General features: G+C 46.9%; 17 protein-coding genes. All 17 read left to right on the forward strand.

The genetic code is table 11. The features are described 5' to 3' along the window. Positions 1-74 precede the first annotated feature (74 nt). The 17 genes from J4760_RS00065 (at position 75) to J4760_RS00145 (ending at position 17133) form a co-directional block, all read left to right on the forward strand. Complete coding sequence (locus tag J4760_RS00065; RefSeq protein ID WP_237604372.1) at positions 75-1400, forward strand: 6-phospho-alpha-glucosidase; 1326 nt, start codon at positions 75-77, stop codon at positions 1398-1400. A 23-nt stretch (positions 1401-1423) separates the two neighbouring features. Then, entirely contained in the window at positions 1424-2176 is a 753-nt protein-coding gene (gene chbG / locus J4760_RS00070; RefSeq protein ID WP_237604373.1) for a chitin disaccharide deacetylase, read from the forward strand. Further along, a complete protein-coding gene (locus J4760_RS00075; protein WP_237604374.1) occupies positions 2173-3576 on the forward strand; it encodes a PTS transporter subunit EIIC in 1404 nt (467 codons plus the stop codon). Before chbG ends, J4760_RS00075 begins: the two co-directional genes overlap by 4 nt. A 419-nt stretch (positions 3577-3995) precedes the next feature. Further along, positions 3996-4967 (forward strand): polysaccharide deacetylase family protein, encoded by a 972-nt coding sequence (locus J4760_RS00080; protein WP_237604375.1) that lies wholly within the window; start codon positions 3996-3998, stop codon positions 4965-4967. Beyond that, positions 4967-5734: a formyl transferase gene (locus tag J4760_RS00085; protein ID WP_237604376.1), complete on the forward strand. Its 768-nt coding sequence runs from the start codon at positions 4967-4969 to the stop codon at positions 5732-5734. Before J4760_RS00080 ends, J4760_RS00085 begins: the two co-directional genes overlap by 1 nt. Positions 5735-5769: 35 nt before the next feature. After that, positions 5770-6363, forward strand: a complete 594-nt coding sequence (locus tag J4760_RS00090) for a sugar transferase (RefSeq protein WP_237604377.1) — start codon at positions 5770-5772, stop codon at positions 6361-6363. Between the two features lie 4 nt (positions 6364-6367). Next, on the forward strand, positions 6368-7273 hold the full coding sequence (locus tag J4760_RS00095; protein ID WP_237604378.1) for a methionyl-tRNA formyltransferase: 906 nt from the start codon (positions 6368-6370) through the stop codon (positions 7271-7273). A 14-nt stretch (positions 7274-7287) separates the two neighbouring features. Next, positions 7288-7941, forward strand: coding sequence for a PIG-L deacetylase family protein (locus tag J4760_RS00100; protein ID WP_237604379.1), 654 nt, complete (start codon positions 7288-7290; stop codon positions 7939-7941). 12 nt (positions 7942-7953) lie between these two features. Next, complete coding sequence (locus J4760_RS00105) at positions 7954-8148, forward strand: hypothetical protein (RefSeq protein WP_237604380.1); 195 nt, start codon at positions 7954-7956, stop codon at positions 8146-8148. Positions 8149-8239: 91 nt separating this feature from the next. After that, the gene (locus J4760_RS00110; RefSeq protein WP_237604381.1) at positions 8240-8914 is read left to right on the forward strand and encodes a YveK family protein; all 675 of its coding nucleotides are present in this window, start codon (positions 8240-8242) and stop codon (positions 8912-8914) included. Positions 8915-8926: 12 nt separating this feature from the next. Then, positions 8927-9643, forward strand: a complete 717-nt coding sequence (locus tag J4760_RS00115; protein WP_237604382.1) for a CpsD/CapB family tyrosine-protein kinase — start codon at positions 8927-8929, stop codon at positions 9641-9643. Between the two features lie 246 nt (positions 9644-9889). Beyond that, positions 9890-10048 (forward strand): hypothetical protein, encoded by a 159-nt coding sequence (locus J4760_RS00120; RefSeq protein ID WP_237604383.1) that lies wholly within the window; start codon positions 9890-9892, stop codon positions 10046-10048. A 153-nt stretch (positions 10049-10201) separates the two neighbouring features. After that, entirely contained in the window at positions 10202-12049 is a 1848-nt protein-coding gene (locus J4760_RS00125) for a polysaccharide biosynthesis protein (protein ID WP_237605020.1), read from the forward strand. Between the two features lie 4 nt (positions 12050-12053). Further along, a complete protein-coding gene (locus J4760_RS00130; RefSeq protein WP_237604384.1) occupies positions 12054-13247 on the forward strand; it encodes a lipopolysaccharide biosynthesis protein in 1194 nt (397 codons plus the stop codon). 12 nt (positions 13248-13259) lie between these two features. Further along, positions 13260-14561 (forward strand): hypothetical protein, encoded by a 1302-nt coding sequence (locus J4760_RS00135; RefSeq protein WP_145284660.1) that lies wholly within the window; start codon positions 13260-13262, stop codon positions 14559-14561. Between the two features lie 78 nt (positions 14562-14639). Beyond that, positions 14640-15809 carry a glycosyltransferase family 4 protein gene (locus J4760_RS00140; RefSeq protein ID WP_237604385.1) on the forward strand — a complete coding sequence of 390 codons (1170 nt, stop codon included), beginning with the start codon at positions 14640-14642 and terminating at the stop codon, positions 15807-15809. A gap of 169 nt (positions 15810-15978) precedes the next feature. Beyond that, positions 15979-17133, forward strand: a complete 1155-nt coding sequence (locus J4760_RS00145; protein WP_237604386.1) for an aminotransferase class I/II-fold pyridoxal phosphate-dependent enzyme — start codon at positions 15979-15981, stop codon at positions 17131-17133. Positions 17134-17171: the final 38 nt, after the last annotated feature.

The raw sequence follows: 17171 nt of genomic DNA on the forward strand, positions 1-17171 counted from the left end.
TGTATTATATTTGTATTGTTATAATCTATTATTTGTGTTAGATTGGTTTTAATAAATATGAAAGGGGTTTCACTATGAATAAGAAAAACCTGGTCATCGTCGGAGGTGGCAGTACTTATACGCTTGGCATTGTCATGAGTCTGATTGCTGAGAAAGAAGCCTTACCTTTGAATAAGCTTGTATTCTACGATACAGACGACGAACGTCAGGAGAAGATTGCCAAGGCGACGGAAGTGATATTGAAAGAACGCTATCCGGAACTCGGTACTTTCGAATATACGACGGACAAGTCAAAAGCATTTACGGATATGGACGTCGCATTTCTTCAGATTAGAACCGGTGGTCTCAAGATGCGTGAGAAAGACGAACAGATTCCTTTGAAGTATGGCGTGGTCGGTCAGGAAACATGTGGGCCCGGAGGAATGGCATACGGCATGCGATCCATCCGGGATATGATAGAACTGATCCATGATATCAGGTCCTACACGGATGACGCATGGATAATGAATTACACAAATCCTGCGGCCATTGTAGCAGAAGCGTTGCAGAGGGAGTTTCCCGATGATGATAGACTGTTGAATATTTGCGATATGCCAATTGCAATCATGAAAAGTTACGCGGATATGCTCGGTAAGGATGTATGGGATCTTGTACCTGGCTATTTCGGACTGAACCACTTTGGATGGTTTACAAAAATTGAAGATAAAGAAGGCACAGACTATACAGAAGTGATCAAAGAGAAGATCATCAATGAAGGTTTCGTTCCTACAGACGAGGAAATAGCGAATGATGAATCCTGGAAGAAAACATTTGCCCAAGCCCGGAAGATGCTGATGGACTTCCCGGAATTTCTGCCGAACACCTATCTTCAGTACTATCTGTATCCGGAAACACTCGCTGCAAAAGAAGTACCGGACAACACACGCGCAAGGCAAGTCATCAATGGTAGACAGAAGCGTGTGCATGATCAGTGCCGCCATATCATCTCGACGCAGTCGACTGAAGGTGTCGAACTGACGGATGATGTTCATGGTGTCTATATGGTCAAGGCGGCAGCTTCGCTGATGTATCAAATGAACGAAATCTATATTGTCATGGTGAGGAACAACGGCATCATCTCGAACATTCCTCATGATGCAATGGTGGAAGTCCCCGCAATGCTGACAAGAAGTGGCCCCCGACCATTTTCGGTTGGTGACGTACCTACTTTCTATAAAGGCATGATGGAAAATCAGCTGGCATACGAAAAACTGGTCGTGGATGCCTATTTCGAAGAGAGCTACAGCAAGGCGCTTCAGGCACTCACACTGAACAGGACGGTCACAGATGTGGAGAAGGCGAAGCAAATACTGGATGATCTGATTGAAGAGAACAAGGGGTACTGGCCAGAGTTACACTAGAAACCAACTGGGGTGGGATATATATGACAAAAATAGTTATCAATGCAGATGATTTTGGATATTCTCGTGCTGTAAACTATGGCATCATCGACGCACATACAGAAGGTATACTGACATCCACGACATTAATGACAAATATGCCAGGCGCGAAACATGCATTCGAACTTGCGAAATCACATCAGTCACTGGGGGTCGGTGTCCATCTGACACTGACATGTGGAAGACCACTACTGGATACCCATCATACGCTGGTGGATTCAAATGGTGACTTCAAGAAGCTCCACCACTACCAGGCGAAGTTCCATGTGGATTCGGATGAGCTGTATGACGAATGGAAGGCACAGATAGAAAAGTTTTTGGATGCCGGTCTCAAACCGACACATCTGGATAGTCATCATCATATCAATAACCTCGAAGCCATGCAGCCTGTATTCATCAGACTGGCACAGGAGTATCAACTGCCAGTCAGAAACAACTTTGAGGGAATCAGGGAACACGGACTGATGACTACGGATTATTTCGAATATCATCCTGACGTCGTGTTGCTTGAAAGGCAGCGGATCATTGAAAAGTATAGTAACTATGACACTGTTGAAATCATGTGCCATCCGGCATATATTGACAAGTTCCTGATGAACAGTTCAAGCTATGCAACACCAAGACTTGAAGAACTGGATGCGTTGACGGCGACTGAAGTAGTAAAGAAATTCAATGATCGCAGTCAGTTTGAACTGATTACTTTCAGTGGAATTGAAGGGGAGGCTGCTGCCAGATGAAAAAGTTCATGCAGAATCTTGGCAAGTCCATGCTCATTCCCATCGTTGCCATGCCGATTGCCGGCATACTGTTCCGTCTAAGTGCTGAAGATCTGCTCAATATCACATTATTCCAGGCAGCTGGTGTCATCTTCGAAAATATGGATGCACTGATTGCAATTGGTATTGCCATGGGATTGGCGAAGACGAAAGATAGAGGCATTCCGGCACTTACCGGATATCTCGCCATTACCATTCTGAACAAAGGATTGGAAACCATGAACCCTGAACTCGATATGAGTGTATTCGGGGGTGTACTTTCCGGCTTGATTGCAGCGGCAGTCTATAATCGTTTTAAAAATACACAACTGCCCGCAATGTTCTCATTCTTTGGAGGTGAGAAATGGCCGATTACATTGATTATACTCATCATGATTCCTGTTGCGGGCCTTTCGGCACTCGTGTGGCCATACGCACAGGCAGGGATCGACGCGTTTGCCCAGTCATTAGTCGGTATGGGCGCATTCGGAATATTCCTTTTCGGGTTCCTCAATAGGTTCCTGCTGCCATTCGGTCTGCACCATGTGTTGAACACCTATATCTACTTCGGACTTGGAAGCTATGAGACGGCGGATGGCGAAGTGGTTACAGGCGAAATTACAAGATTTCTTAACGGCGATCCAACAGCCGGTTATTTCCTCGGTGGCTTCTTCATCGTCATGATTTTCGGTGTGCCTGCCATTGCGCTTGCAATTACACGGGCAGCATATAAGAAGAAAAAGGAAAAGACCAAGGCGCTGATGAGTTCTGGTGGTATGACTTCTGTTATTGCCGGTCTTACTGAACCAATAGAGTTTACATTCATCTTCACTTCACCGCTGCTCTATTTCATCCATGCTGTGTATACCGGTCTGGCTGGTGCAACACTCTATCTGCTCAGCATACGGCATGGGTTCTCATGGGGGGGCAGTGCAATCGATTATGCTCTGAACCTCGGTATTGCCGAGAATGGTATATTCATTATCCCGATTGGACTTGTGTTTGGTGTACTCTACTACTTCACTTTCTATACATTGATTGTGAGGAGAGACATTAAAGTGATCGGCAGGGAAGAAGATATGGAGTTCAACCAGGAATCAGATGAATCCGAGCAGGAACTGGAACTGAGCCACTCGAAATTCGAGTATATGGCGAAGAAAATTCTCGAAAACGTTGGTGGCAGGGAAAATATCACAGACTATGAAAATTGCATGACACGCCTGCGACTCGTTGTGAAGGATGCTGATATTGTGGATGAAGACAAGATAAAACAGACCGGCGCCCACGGTGTAGTCAGAGTCGATGATCAGCATGTACAGGTCATCATAGGACCACAGGCAAATGTTGTTACAGAAGAGTTTGGAAAACAAGTTGGAAAGTAAAAGCAACGGTTAAACCTTATTTACATTGATTAGGGGATTTGTATCTCGCTTTTCGATGCTGGTCCCTTCAAAACATTTTTGGAGGGGCTTTTAATTTGCATATTTTAAATTGAATATTCCAAAAATATTATCCACATGCTATATTTGTAAAAAGAAGTAGAATTACAACTATGGTAACGTGTCGCCAATCGGATTGACGAACGGATTTAAATTAAAGACACATGAGGCATCACTAAAGGGGGTGGTGGAATAGAGAGATACTGTTCAAGCATTAATGCTTTATAAGGGTGCAATTCAGAAAGCGGTCGGGTAGGAAAGCATGAATTTATTAGAACGGAACATGATTTCACTCCGAGGGGTCAGAGTGGAATCACACTGGAAGTTGAGTACAATTCAATACGACACAATAGGGGTGTTCAATGAAGAATGGTACGTTTATTATCTCAGTGGATTTTGAACTGTATTGGGGCTATTTGGGTTTCACGGATTACGACAAATGTGTCGATAGATTCTATCTGACGCGGGATGTTGCGTCGAAGATGATCGAAACGTTCGAGAAGAACGAGATGAAAGTGACGTGGGCGACGGTCGGGCTGCTGATGCTTGAAGGGGATAAGGAACTGAGCAGGATGAAACCGCGTATATTAAAGCCCAGTTACAAAAGGCGGGAAATAGACAACTACTATAACTATGAAAATCTTCTTAAAGAAAAGAACTTCTGTGAAGGTGTCTTTTTTGCGAGTGACATTGTTGATGAATTGAAGAACAGTGACTACCAGACGATTGGTACACATACTTTTTCCCACTATCTCTGTCTGGAGGAGGGACAGACGGAAAAGGAATTTTTCAATGATCTTCAAATGGCCAAGGAAGTTTCGGATGATAGGAATATAGAGATGAAGAGCATTGTGTTCCCAAGAAACCAGTTCAACTCAGAGCATCTTGAGATCATCAAGGCATACGATATAAGTATTTTCAGGGGCACACCTGAGCATTTCATCTACAAACCCAGAAGCACTCACAACTACTTCATCAGAGGGCTTCGGCTGGTGGATCTGTACTTCAATATTACGGGCAATCATACACATCCGCATCCGGATTCCTCCGAAGAGCTATTCGACATCAAGGCGAGCCGCTTCCTCAGGCCTTTGAAGCGGACCAATGGCATCGTCAGGAATCTGCAGCTGAGAAGAATCAAGAATGAAATGACGGCAGCTGCCAAGAAGAACCACTACTATCATCTATGGTGGCATCCGCATAATTTTTCGGTCTCCCCGGAGGAGAACTTCAAGTTCCTCGAGGAAATCATCACTCATTACAAAGTATTGGAGGAAAAGTATGGATTCAGTTCTGAAAGTATGGAGTCCTATGTAGAGAAGGTGAAAGCTTGATGGAGAGAATAATGATGATCTGCACTTTGGGTCCAAGCACCAGCTATGTCTACAATCATGTCAGCAGAGACTTCAATATCGAAGATGTGATTGTCGTCCGAAAAGAAAGCAGAAAGGTATTCTTGAAGAAGAGGATAAAACGGCTCGGCCTGTGGAAGGTGATTGGGCAGATCATGTTTGTTCTCTATTCGAAAATCTTTCTGTCAAAAAATGTGCATTCAAGAATACAGATGATACAGAGGCAGTTCAATCTGAATTCTGATGATATTCCCGAAGAAAAAATTACACATATCGACTCGATCAATTCGGAGGAGATGAAGCGCAGGATCAAAGAAGTGGATCCCGACTTGATCATCATCAACGGGACACCAATCATAAAGGAGGATATTCTGAGTGCGACCGAAGCAAGGTTCATCAATATCCACGTCGGCATCACGCCGAAATACAGAGGGGTGCATGGCGCATACTGGGCGCTCTATAATAATGACGATGACCTGGTCGGCGTTACGACGCATTTTGTGGATAAAGGGATAGACTCCGGAGAGGTGCTTGACCAGAAAGTGGTCAGAGTGGGACAGAATGATAACTTTCTGACCTACTCGCACCTCCAGCTCGGGCATGCGCTGCGGGACTACAATAAAATCATCCAATCCGTATTGAGCAATCGATACACGATAAAAGAACCACTTACAGTGGAAAGTGCCATATGGTCCCATCCGACTCTCTTGAGCTACTTGTATGGCAGGGTTGTCAAGAAGGTCAGATGAGGGAATGGAGATCATGACGAAAGAGGGGGGTAAATTTGTCAAGTATCAAAAGGTTTGTGGATATCATCATCAGTTCATTTTCCCTGATTATACTCTCGCCGCTTCTGCTTATTACGGGCATCATCATCAAAGTGACCATGCCGGGGCCACTTTTCTTCAGGCAGCAGCGGGTCGGTATGCACCAGAAGCTGTTTGACATCTTGAAGTTCAGAAGCATGAAGGTCGACCGGTCGGCAGAGGAAAGTTTTGATTTTGATAAGGATGAACAGCGGATTACGACTTTTGGCAGGCTCATCAGGCGTCTCAAAATAGATGAGCTGCCCCAGCTGCTGAATGTGCTCAAAGGGGATATGAGTGTAGTGGGGCCGCGTCCGACCATCGAGCAGCAGGTAGCTGAATATGATGATCATCAGCGGAGGAGACTGGATGTAAAGCCCGGCATGACGGGCCTTGCTCAAGTGAATGGCAATGCCCATCTGACATGGGAGGAGCGGATTGAATATGACATCGAGTATGTGGACAACCATTCCCTGAAACTCGATGTGCTGATCCTATTGAAGACGGTTCTGATCGTCTTGTTTGGAGAGGGCAATTTCAAAAAGACAGAGAGAAAGGTCTCTAAGGGGTGAGGGTATGGGTAAAGTAAAAACAATTCTGATCGGATCTGTGGAATCGAGCAAGATTGTGCTGGATGCGATGATCAGTAATGAGTATCCGCCTGAAATGGTATTCGGGCTCGACAAGCAGTATTCGACCAATGTATCAGGATATGTGGATCTATCCGTCATAGCGGAGAAGCATGATATTCCGTATATGACGTTCAAGAACATCAACGATGAAGCGTGCGTGGAACAGATCAGGGCAATTTCACCGGATTATATATTTGTTGTGGGCATTTCCCAGCTGATCAGGGAGGATATCATCGGTTCCGCGACACGCGGTGTCATCGGCTACCATCCGACGGCATTGCCGAAGTATCGGGGCAGGGCGGCTCTGCCATGGCTTGTCATACTGGGTGAGCAGGAATCGAAGTCATCCCTCTTCTTCATCGATGAAGGCATGGATTCCGGAGACATCATCGATCAGGAGACGTATCTGATTGGAGAGCATGACTATGCATATGATGTGTATAATGCCTCGAATGAAGCGCTCGAGCGGATGCTCCGACGGGTGCTTGAAAAATTGGACGATGATGCGGTGGAAGCCATGCCGCAGAATCATGATGAAGCCACATATCTGCTGAAGCGGACACCGGAGGATGGCAGGATCGATTGGAGTGCATCGGCTCGTGATATATATCGGCTGGTGCGTGCCACTTCAAGGCCGTACCCGGGTGCGTTCTCATTCTACAAGGATCATAAGGTCATCATCTGGGAAGCAAGTGTGCATGAAAATACAAAATATATCGGCATTCCCGGTCAGATCATCTGTTCGGATTCCGGTGTGGTCGATGTTCTGTGCACCGATGGCATACTGCGTATAGAAGACTACGAAACGGTAGCGGATTTCAGATTCATAGACGGAAACAAATTCAAATAGATGGAGATGGGGATATGAACATTCTTGTTTTTGCACCACACGATGATGATGAGGTACTGGGGGCAGGCGGTGCCATCGCCAAGTATGCAGACGAAGGGCATGATGTGTACATATGCGGCGTCACCAGCGGACCGGATCCCGAGGAGATTGAGACGATCCGGAGCGAGGCGAAGACAGCCCATGAAGTGCTCGGTGTGAAGGAAGCGTTCTTTCTCCACCTGCCCATGATCGGACTGCGCCATATGGAAACAAGCGAGATCAATGCGAAAATCCATGACGTTGTCATGCGGATCAATCCTGAAGTCGTCTTCCTGCCGCATAAAGGGGACATGAACTTTGACCACGCGGAGACGACATATGCAGCCATGGTAGCACTGCGGCCGTTCAACGTCCCTGCTCTGCGGGAAATACTGGTGTATGAAACACTGTCGGAAACGGAATGGAATACGCCGACAGTGGACAACCTGTTCATTCCGAACGTCTATATCGACATCTCCAGTACGATAGACAAGAAACTCGAAGCGATGGAATGCTATCAGTCCCAGCTCAGAATCTATCCGCATCCGAGATCTCTGGAAGCGATGCGCGCACTGTCCATGGTCCGGGGATCGACGATCTGCGTGGAGCATGCAGAGAGTTTCATGCTGATCCGATCAATCAGGAAATAGGCGAATCGGTATGTGGAAGATGCAGCTGCTCGTATCATAGAAAATTTAAATGCAAACTCTATATATTTTTTTCAAGCGCTTCGTCTTCGGTTTTTATTCCGAAAACGAGGCGTTTTTGCCTTTATTATCAAGGTGTTTGGTTATTTTAAACAATTCAGAATATTTGACTATACAGGTGAAAAAATACATAAAATTTGTAAAAATTGAAAATTGAATATTCCAAAAATTAAGGAAGCATGGTATATTGGGTGAAACTTATAGAGATAGATAAAGTTTATTTTATTTTGGGAGGGAAAATATGGAAGACTCTGTAAATGTTGAAAGGGTGCTGGACATTATCAAGAGGAATGTATGGTCGATTATTTCTTCGATGATTCTGGTGGGCGTTCTCGCTGCACTCATCACCTACTTTGTAATGACGCCGAAATACGAAGCAGAGACACAGATGCTTGTCAGTTCGCCGGGAGACAGTGTAATCGTCGACTTTGAGAATATCGAAACCAATCTTCAGCTGATTCACACCTACAGGGATATCATGCTGAGCAAGACGATCCTTGAAGATGTAATCACCAATCTGGAGCTCAGCCAGACTGTGGAGGAGCTTTCAAAACAGATTACAGTCACCAACCAGGATCAATCGCAAGTGCTGTCCATTGTTGCCACTGATCCATCCGCACAGGAAGCTGAACGGATCTCAAACGAAGTTGCGGTCGTCTTCAAAGAACGCATTGTTGAAATCATGTACGTTGACAACCTTTCCATCTACGCACCAGCAGATGTTCCAGCGGATGCTGAACCAGTCACACCCAAGCCTCTGATCAATATCGCAATTGGTCTGGTGGCCGGATTGATACTCGGGTTGATATGGGCCTTCTCGAAAGCCTACTTCGACAAGTCGGTCAAGAATGAAGTCGACGTGTACAATGTTCTCGGTTTACCAGTGGTCGGGTCAATCGCGAAATTTGAGGATTAAGGGGAGATATTCATGTTCAAGAGGAAAAAGAAGAAGATTGAAGTTGAACAGCCAAGGAATGTAATCGTTGCCAACAAGCCGCACGCCACTGCAAGCGAACAGTTCCGGACCATCCGGACGAACATCATGTACTCGGGTGTCGATAACCCGATCCGGTCGGTACTATTCACTTCCGCAATATCAGGAGCAGGCAAGTCGACCATTGCAGCGAACATGGCCATCGCCTATGCACAGGCCGGCATCAAGACACTACTGCTCGATGGAGATCTCAGACGGCCGACGAGCCATTACACGTTCGAAGTATCAAACAGAGTCGGGCTCTCCTCAGCGATGGTGAACGACATACCACTTGAAAACCTGATCAGAAAAACGGAGTTCGATACACTCGATCTGATCACTTCAGGACCGATTCCACCGAATCCGTCGGAACTCCTGTCCTCGAAGAAGATGGCACAGTTCATGAATTCACTGAACGAAAGCTACGAAATGGTCATCATGGACTCGCCACCGATACTGTCCGTAACGGATCCTCAGCTTCTATGCAAGCAGGCGGACGGTGTAGTGCTTGTGACGGATGTCGAGAACAACAACCGTGATCAGCTGGTGGAAGCGAAGGATCTGCTGGATAAGGCGGGGGCCAACATCATCGGGGTCGTGCTGAACCATCGTGAACTGAAGCACGGCGCAGAGGAGCAGTACTACTATACGGAAGCAGTTGCTGAAAGCTGATTCATACAGAAGGTGCCGGAATCATCCTTACCAGATGAGACGGGTACAGACAAGAATGCACGACCTTTACAACAATACTTTCGATTGGCAACAGGGGTGCTGCCAGCGGAATATTAAAGGGGGTGGTCGAAAACGTGGAAGCACTGTTTCAGACATGACCATCGTTAAATTAAGGCGTAATTGGGTAGGAAAGCATGAATTTATTAGGTTGAGGGAACGCATCTCCCTAATAAGCACTACTGGACATTGATTCAGACAGTCGATACCGGATCATCCTTACCAGGTGATACGGGATATCGGCAGCAGACGATCATGCCATTGCGATACATCCGGTTGGCAACAGGGGTGCTGCCGACGGGATGGCAGATGGATGATCGGAAGCAGATCAGTATTAAAGCATATTGAAAATGAACCGGAGTGGGAAAATTTTCAGATGGACTGATGATTTCACCTTGGGAGGTCATGGTGGAGTCGGAGTTTGAAGTCCAGACAGTACAAGGGGTGCAGTACAAGGACAATTTAATAAAGGGTAATCCAAAAAGGAAAGAAGAGGATACTATGGATGCTAGAAGGCGTTACTTTCTCTTTCTGCTTATCGACTCGCTGATCGTCACTTTCTCAGTGTTCATCGGCTACTATATTCTCATACCATTTTTCCCGGACAATTCACTGACAATGCTCGGCATCACATCCGTCATACTGCTCGTGAACCATCACCTTTTTGCCTACATTTTCAACCTATACCACAGGGCATGGGTATACGCGAGTGTCAGAGAACTGATTTCGGTGACGCAGGCCGTCAGCGGATCTCTTATGGCTACAATCATTCTGACGTACCTACTGTTCGATACAGTATTCATGCGACTGATGCTTGTGACATGGATGATGCACCTGATATTCATCGGTGGATCCAGGTTGTTCTGGAAGATCATTACTTACGAGATGAATGGCCGCAGATCACATGGTATCAAGATGACACGAACACTTGTGTTCGGCAGTGGCAAAGGGGGATCCATCCTTATCAAGCAGATGCTGGATAATCCGGAGATGGGAATGAACCCGGTCGTTGTTGCAGATGACGATCCTGCCAAAAGGAACATGGAACTTGCCGGCGGTGTCAAAGTGGAGGGCGATCGCCATGATATTGGACGGCTGATCAAGACATACGATATCAAGAAAGTGGTCATTGCCATTCCTTCCCTCAGCAAGGCTGAGCTGAAAGAGATTCATGAACTCGCCAAAACGGAAGATGTCGATGTGCTGACAATGCCGAATATTGAAGACGTGCTTTCAGGAAAACTCGAAGTCAATGCGCTGAGGCAAGTCCAGGTCGAGGACCTGCTCGGACGTGAACCGGTGGAACTTGACATCAAAGGCATTGAAGACCAGGTGACGGACAAGACGATTCTTGTGACAGGGGCCGGCGGCAGTATCGGTTCCGAGATCGTCAGGCAGATCGGCAAGTTCAAACCGAAGCAGATACTGCTGCTCGGTCACGGCGAAAACAGTATCTATACGATACTCGAAGAAGTGCTGCAGAATAAGAACGATGACATCAGCTACGTGCCGATCATTGCAGATGTCCAGAACCGTCAGCGGATGTTCGAAGTGTTCGAGAAATATAAGCCGGACATCGTCTATCATGCAGCCGCGCACAAGCACGTACCGATGATGGAGTACAATTCGCGCGAAGCGGTGAAGAATAACGTCATCGGAACGAAGAACACAGCGGAAGCGGCCTGCCATTTCAAGGCGAAGAAGTTCGTCATGATTTCGACCGATAAGGCGGTCAACCCACCGAACGTCATGGGAGCGACGAAGCGGATGGCTGAAATGATTGTGCAGGCCCTGGACCGCGGATGCAAGGATACGACACTTGTTGCGGTACGATTCGGCAATGTGCTCGGCAGCCGTGGATCGGTAGTTCCGAAGTTCAGGAAGCAGATCCAGGCGGGTGGTCCGGTTACAGTGACGGATCCGAGAATGACACGATACTTCATGACCATTCCGGAAGCGTCGAGGCTCGTCATCCAGGCGGGAACCATCGCAGAAGGCGGCGAAGTATTCGTACTCGATATGGGAGAGCCGGTCAAGATTGTCGACCTGGCCAAAAATATGATTCGACTGTGCGGGTTTGCAGAAGATGACATCGGTGTTGAATTCGTCGGTATTCGTCCAGGAGAGAAGTTGTATGAAGAGCTGCTGAAGGAAGAGGAGATCCATCCGGAACAGGTCTATGAAAAGATCTACCGTGGCAGGGTTTCCGAATCATCGCTCAGTCTGATTGAAACACAGATCAAAGCATTCCTCTCCATCGACGAGCAGGAAATGAAGGAGCGTATCATCCAGTTCGTCAAACAGGAGAATATGAATCCGGAAGAAATCGGTCAGGAACATGCAAGCTAAAATCATGAACATCGTAGGGACCTTGCTGTTTGCCATCAACCAGTGGGTACAGGTCATTTTGATTACGCGTCTGCTCGGTCTCTACGAAGTGGGCCTGTTCTCATATTTTCTGGCTCTGACAGGCCCGCTTGTATTGTTCAGCCGCTTCATGCTGTCGGTACTGGTACCGACGCAGAGGAAGCTGTCCTATGACTACGTGATATTTCACGAGTTCAGGAAAATCACCAACTATGCTTTTATTCTAGGTTCAGTCGTCGTCATGCTGTTTGTCGACCTGAACATATATGAAAGTCTATGTCTCATGATCTTTGTGCTCTTCAAGTTTTATGAGAACAAGGAAGAGTTCATCTATACGGAGAATATTGCAGAGGCGAGAATCGGCTTCATGGCAAAATCGAAGATCTATAAAAGCATCGTCACCATCGTTCTGTTTACAGCAGCCTCATTCATGTTCAGATCGCTTCTGCTGACGGTATTGAGCCTGCTTGTGTCGCAGATGCTCATCTACTACTTCTATGATCGCAGATTTTCATTTTCGGCGACCCGGGTCAAAATCGGCATCAGATGGATGGAGTTCAGGAACATTTTCATACTTGGTATCGGCCTATCCACGGTCGAACTGCTCAACTCGCTTGTTTCCAACATACCAAGGTATATTCTTGAACACTACCATACTGTTGAAACACTCGGTATTTTCGCGACAATCATGTACTTCGTGATCATCACGAACAATGTCGTCGTCGCCATCAACCAGAGTGTGGTGGCAGGACTTGCGAAGGAAGCACAGAATAGTGCTGGAAATTTCTACCATTCATTCTTCAGGCTATGCGGCATGTTTCTCCTCATCATCATCGCAGGGGAAGTGATACTTCTCCTTTTCGGCAACGATATACTCGTGCTCGTCTATGGGGAACAGTTCATGGGATTCGAGAAGGAGATGCTGCTCCTTGGCGTCCTGCTGATCTTCACCGTCTATACGAAACTGTTCGAGATGGCCTTGAGCATATTCAATATTTATAATCTTCAGCTGCTGCTGCAAGGAACCACCTTCATCGCAGCAATCATATTTTCATTCATCATCATTATTCCATACGGCTTATCCGGCGCATTTATCGTGGTGATCATCAACTATTTGATTCTGGCTTTAGGCCAGGTCGGCGTGCTGGTCTACCATTGGAAATACAAAGTAAGTTCCTAGGAGGTGGAGCATATGCTGATCATCTGGTTGATCGCACTGGTATACGTGGTAATGGGCTATCTGTTCAGATTCTATATCGCAGATACAAATCTACTGACTGTTTCATTCATCGTCATCACAGCACTGATGCTGTTCTTCATACTGTATCTGAAATATACGAAGTTTCTCATGATCATTTATGCGGGATTCCTTGTAAGGCTCGGGACGGTACTCTACGACCTGCAGCCGAAGGTGCCGAAACTGCCGCATAGTGGCATCGATTCTGAAAACTACTATAAGACAGCGCAGTATATCAGCGAGAAGATGGACTTGATGAATGCGGAAATGTATGGCGGCATATATACGAAATTTCTGGCAGTCATCTTCAATATGTATGGCGACGACCGGCTGTTCGCACAGTTTCTGAACGTACTGATGACACTGTCCGCCATACTGCTCGTCATACACATATTCAGAATGCTGGATGTTCCGCCAAAAGTGCAGATCATACTGGTCGGGGTCATGTCGTTCTTCCCGCATTCGATACTATTCTCGAGCATACTGGTCAGGGAAGCCGTCATTACGCTGATGATGGCCCTGTCACTCTACTTTTTTGTCAGATGGTATAAGAAACGGGAGTGGAGCAGTGCGATTTTCAGTGTAATCATCGTTCTGATCGGCGCATCATTCCATACGGCAGTCATCGGCGTCATCGTCGGCTATATGTTCGGTTTCATATTCTACCAGCATAAGCAGAATGCGTTCAGGTTTACACTGAAATCGACGATTCCTTTCAGCCTTTTTGCACTGGCCACGACATATGTTCTGGTCTTTCCGGAAAGTATAGAAGCACTACCGATCTATGACAAGATCGACCAGGTCCAAAGGGGCAATGACAGCCTTTTCGATGCATTTACGGATGATATCGGCGGCAGTGCCTATCTGAGCAGTCTTGTGGTCAGCAACATCTACCAGGCGATTGCCTTTTCACCGATCAAGATGCTCTATTTCATCGGTTCACCGATGCCGTGGACGATCAGGAATATGAATGATGTGATCGCTTTCCTGCTCGATGGTACTTTTTATCTTTTGGCACTTGCTGTATTCATCAAAAATTTCGGGCTCATCAAAAGACGTCCGATACTTGGTGTTATCCTGCTGAGTATTGTTGTGACCTGGATCATTTTTGGCATCGGTATTTCAAACGCCGGGACGGCACTCAGACACCGCTTCAAAATATTCTATATCATCATCGTAGCACTCGGTGTCATATGGTCGAAAAAAGAAAAAGAGAAGAAAAGTCCGGGGTTGCCGATAAAGGGGAAGCAAGTATAAGCATCAGCATTAATTGACGTCTTGCCAGTAGCCACAGGGGTGCGGCTGCAAAAAACAAGGGTTTGGGAGATGTAGCTTATGCAGAAAAAAATTATTCATGGGGTGACCTCTTCCATGAGTGCACTGTTCATCCATGAGCAGATACACTTCATTGAGAAGAATGGCTACCAGGTGGAAGTGGTATGCAACAATATACCAAAAAGACATTATGAAGGTCTAAAGCTCGCGCATATTCCTTTCGAGCGCGAAATCAGCATCCATAAGGATGTGACCACACTTTATGCGCTGTATCGATATCTGAAACGAAAAAAACCGGATATCATTGTTTTCAGCACACCAAAAGCAGGACTGCTCGGCATGATCGCCGGCTACCTGAATGGTACTGAAACACGGATCTTCGCCCAGTGGGGGCTGCGTCTGGAGACAGTGACAGGGGTAAAAAAACTGATCCTGCAGACGACAGAGAAGCTGACGTGCCTGCTGAGTACGCATGTCATCATACTGTCCGACAGTCTGGAAGCGGAGATGGTCGGCAGAAAGCTCGTAGACCCGAAAAAAGTGGTCCGAATCGGCAAGGGGAGTGTCAATGGTCTGGATATGGAGCGGTTCAGCCCGCATGTGATAGACCAGGAGCGGCTGACACGGATGAAGGAAGATCTGGATATCAAGCCGACGGACTTCGTCATCGGTTATATGGGAAGAATCACAAGAGACAAGGGGACCAATGAACTTGTGGAAGCTTTCATGAGACTCAGCACGAGACATGACAATGTCAAACTGCTCCTCGTGGGAGATATCGAATCGGGTGATCCGATCAGACCGGAAAACAAGAAGATCATAGAGACACATGAGCGGATTCTTCTTTGTGCATATACAAAAGAACCGGAATACTACTACAGCATGATGGACGTATTTGCATTTCCTACGTATCGCGAGGGGTTCGGTACTGTAAGTATCGAGGCGCAGGCGATGCATGTACCGGTCATCGGCTTTGATTCCACAGGTGTCAAAGACACGATTGTAGATAACGAAACAGGCCTGATCGTAAGAACAAACGATGCCAAAGGCCTGGAAGAAGCCATCGAAGACATGGTCATCCACCCTGAAAAAAGAGAGCAGATGGGACGGAATGCCCGCATATTCGTCAAAGAGAACTTTGACAGGGAACTCATCCAGCAGAAGGTACTCGACTTCTATAATACACTGGGTAGAGCAGACGACAAAGAAGTGGCGTATCTCAAAGCATAGGGCATGGGGCTCTGATCGGTGGAAGGCGTGCTTGAATAGAGAGATGAAACCAGGTCACGCGGACGCCCCATATATTTATAAGGTGCGTATCATCGGCTTTGTCGGGAAGCTGATGGCATGCGGAATTGAACGGGTAAGACAATTCAATTAAGGGAGAGGTGACCAGATTATGTCGAAGCGCAGAATCCTCTTGTCATCACCTCATATGGGTGGCACTGAAACGAAATATGTCCAGGAAGCGTTCAGTACAAACTGGATTGCACCATTGGGAGAAAATGTTGATATATTCGAGGAACAGATCAAGGAATATACAGGAGCAAATGCAGCATGTGCGCTGAGCAGTGGGACGGGGGGCATCCACATCGCCCTTGATCTGCTGAAGGTTGAACAGGATGATATCGTACTCTGTTCATCCCTGACGTTTGTCGCCAGCGCGAATCCGATTCTCTATCATGGCGGGAAGCCGGTGTTCATCGATTCGGAGCTGGACAGCTGGAACATGTGTCCGAAGTCTCTGGAGAAGGCGCTCAAGTACTATAAGATGCTCGGCAAAAAGCCTAAAGCGGTCATTGTCGTCAATCTATACGGCCAGTCGGCCCGCATGGATGAAATCGGTGAAATATGCAGCAGGTATGGCGTCCCCATCATCGAGGACGCAGCGGAATCACTGGGTGCAGTATACAAGGGAAGGATGAGCGGAACCTTCGGAAGGTTCGGCATCTTCTCTTTCAACGGCAACAAGATCATCACGACATCAGGGGGCGGGATGATCATCTCGAATGATGAGATGCTCATAGAAAGAGCGTTGAAAAAGGCGACCCAGTGCAAGGAGAATGCGACCTACTACCAGCATGAATCGGTAGGATACAACTATCGCCTGAGCAATGTCTGTGCAGGTATCGGACGCGGTCAGATGGAAGTATTGGAGGAGCGCATCCAGCAGAAACGTAATATTTTTGATAAGTATGTGGAAGGGCTCGGGGATGTCGATGGCATCGAATTCATGCCGGAGATTGAAGGGTCATACCATACAAGATGGCTGTCCACAATGCTCATCGACCCGAAGAAATTGGGCGTCCGCACAAGCGAACTGATCGAACATCTTGAAGAGAGCAACATCGAAGCAAGGCGGGTCTGGAAGCCGCTTCATATGCAGCCGCTGTTTGATGGCTCCGAGTATTTCCATGGTGAAGCGGACAATGCGAAATACTTGTTCGATCATGGCGTGTGCCTGCCATCGGATACGAAGATGACCGAGGCGGAGATCAATGAAGTCATCAGCCTATGCAGGGAACGCATCCTTGCCCAGGAACTTTTCGCCTGAGGACGGAACTTATGGAAATGATAAACGGCAAATCTACT

It is taken from the genome of Salinicoccus sp. ID82-1 (assembly GCF_021991715.1).
In the GTDB taxonomy this organism is placed as follows: Bacteria; Bacillota; Bacilli; order Staphylococcales; family Salinicoccaceae; genus Salinicoccus; species Salinicoccus cyprini.

Excerpts from the sequence above, each read along its gene's own strand:
- J4760_RS00100 (WP_237604379.1), top strand. The coding sequence starts at position 7,288 with ATGAACATTCTTGTTTTTGCACCACACGATGATGATGAGGTACTGGGG.
- J4760_RS00135 (WP_145284660.1), top strand. The coding sequence starts at position 13,260 with ATGCTGATCATCTGGTTGATCGCACTGGTATACGTGGTAATGGGCTAT.
- J4760_RS00145 (WP_237604386.1), top strand. The coding sequence starts at position 15,979 with ATGTCGAAGCGCAGAATCCTCTTGTCATCACCTCATATGGGTGGCACT.
- J4760_RS00115 (WP_237604382.1), top strand. The coding sequence starts at position 8,927 with ATGTTCAAGAGGAAAAAGAAGAAGATTGAAGTTGAACAGCCAAGGAAT.
- J4760_RS00065 (WP_237604372.1), top strand. The coding sequence starts at position 75 with ATGAATAAGAAAAACCTGGTCATCGTCGGAGGTGGCAGTACTTATACG.
- J4760_RS00085 (WP_237604376.1), top strand. The coding sequence starts at position 4,967 with ATGGAGAGAATAATGATGATCTGCACTTTGGGTCCAAGCACCAGCTAT.
- J4760_RS00130 (WP_237604384.1), top strand. The coding sequence starts at position 12,054 with ATGAACATCGTAGGGACCTTGCTGTTTGCCATCAACCAGTGGGTACAG.
- J4760_RS00125 (WP_237605020.1), top strand. The coding sequence starts at position 10,202 with ATGGATGCTAGAAGGCGTTACTTTCTCTTTCTGCTTATCGACTCGCTG.
- J4760_RS00075 (WP_237604374.1), top strand. The coding sequence starts at position 2,173 with ATGAAAAAGTTCATGCAGAATCTTGGCAAGTCCATGCTCATTCCCATC.
- J4760_RS00110 (WP_237604381.1), top strand. The coding sequence starts at position 8,240 with ATGGAAGACTCTGTAAATGTTGAAAGGGTGCTGGACATTATCAAGAGG.
- chbG (WP_237604373.1), top strand. The coding sequence starts at position 1,424 with ATGACAAAAATAGTTATCAATGCAGATGATTTTGGATATTCTCGTGCT.
- J4760_RS00080 (WP_237604375.1), top strand. The coding sequence starts at position 3,996 with ATGAAGAATGGTACGTTTATTATCTCAGTGGATTTTGAACTGTATTGG.
- J4760_RS00095 (WP_237604378.1), top strand. The coding sequence starts at position 6,368 with ATGGGTAAAGTAAAAACAATTCTGATCGGATCTGTGGAATCGAGCAAG.
- J4760_RS00140 (WP_237604385.1), top strand. The coding sequence starts at position 14,640 with ATGCAGAAAAAAATTATTCATGGGGTGACCTCTTCCATGAGTGCACTG.